General features: G+C 59.8%; 1 protein-coding gene. It reads left to right on the top strand.

The window, feature by feature from the left end:
- On the top strand, positions 1-565 hold a 565-nt coding region (locus tag EAE90_RS23345), incomplete at both ends, for a hemagglutinin repeat-containing protein (protein ID WP_214055462.1).

Raw genomic sequence — 565 nt, 5'->3', positions numbered from 1 at the left:
CATCAGGCCAGAATGGCGATATCCGCATTCAGGGCAGCCAGTTACAGGCGGGCAAAGACCTGCAACTCAATGCTCACCGGGATATTCAACTCTCCTCCAGCCAGAACACCGAACAGACGACCGGCAAAAACAGCAGTCACGGCAGCTCGCTGGGCGTGGGCCTGACCGTGGGACCGGGAGGCACCGGCCTGAGCGTCTCGGCCAATGTCAGTCGGGGCAACGGCCATGAAAACGGCAACGGCGTCAGTCACACTAACACCACATTACAGGCGGGACAGGCCGTCGGGCTGAACAGTGGCCGGGACACGACGCTGAAAGGGGCTCAGGTCAGCGGCGAGCAGATTACCGCCGACGTAAAACGTCATTTGACATTAAGCAGCGAGCAGGACAGCCAGCGCTATGACAGCCAACAACAGAATGCCAGCGCGGGCATCAGTGCCACCGTGGGTCCCCTCACCAACGGCACAGCAAGCCTCAATGCCAGCCGCAATAAACTCCACAGCAACTATGACAGCGTGCAGGAGCAGACCGGGCTGTTTGCTGGCAAAGGCGGCTATCAGGTTAA

Source organism: Photorhabdus caribbeanensis, assembly GCF_018448885.1.
In the GTDB taxonomy this organism is placed as follows: Bacteria; Pseudomonadota; Gammaproteobacteria; order Enterobacterales; family Enterobacteriaceae; genus Photorhabdus; species Photorhabdus caribbeanensis.
Note: the sequence above shows the minus strand (reverse complement) of the source record. Positions and strands in the feature narration are given on the sequence as shown.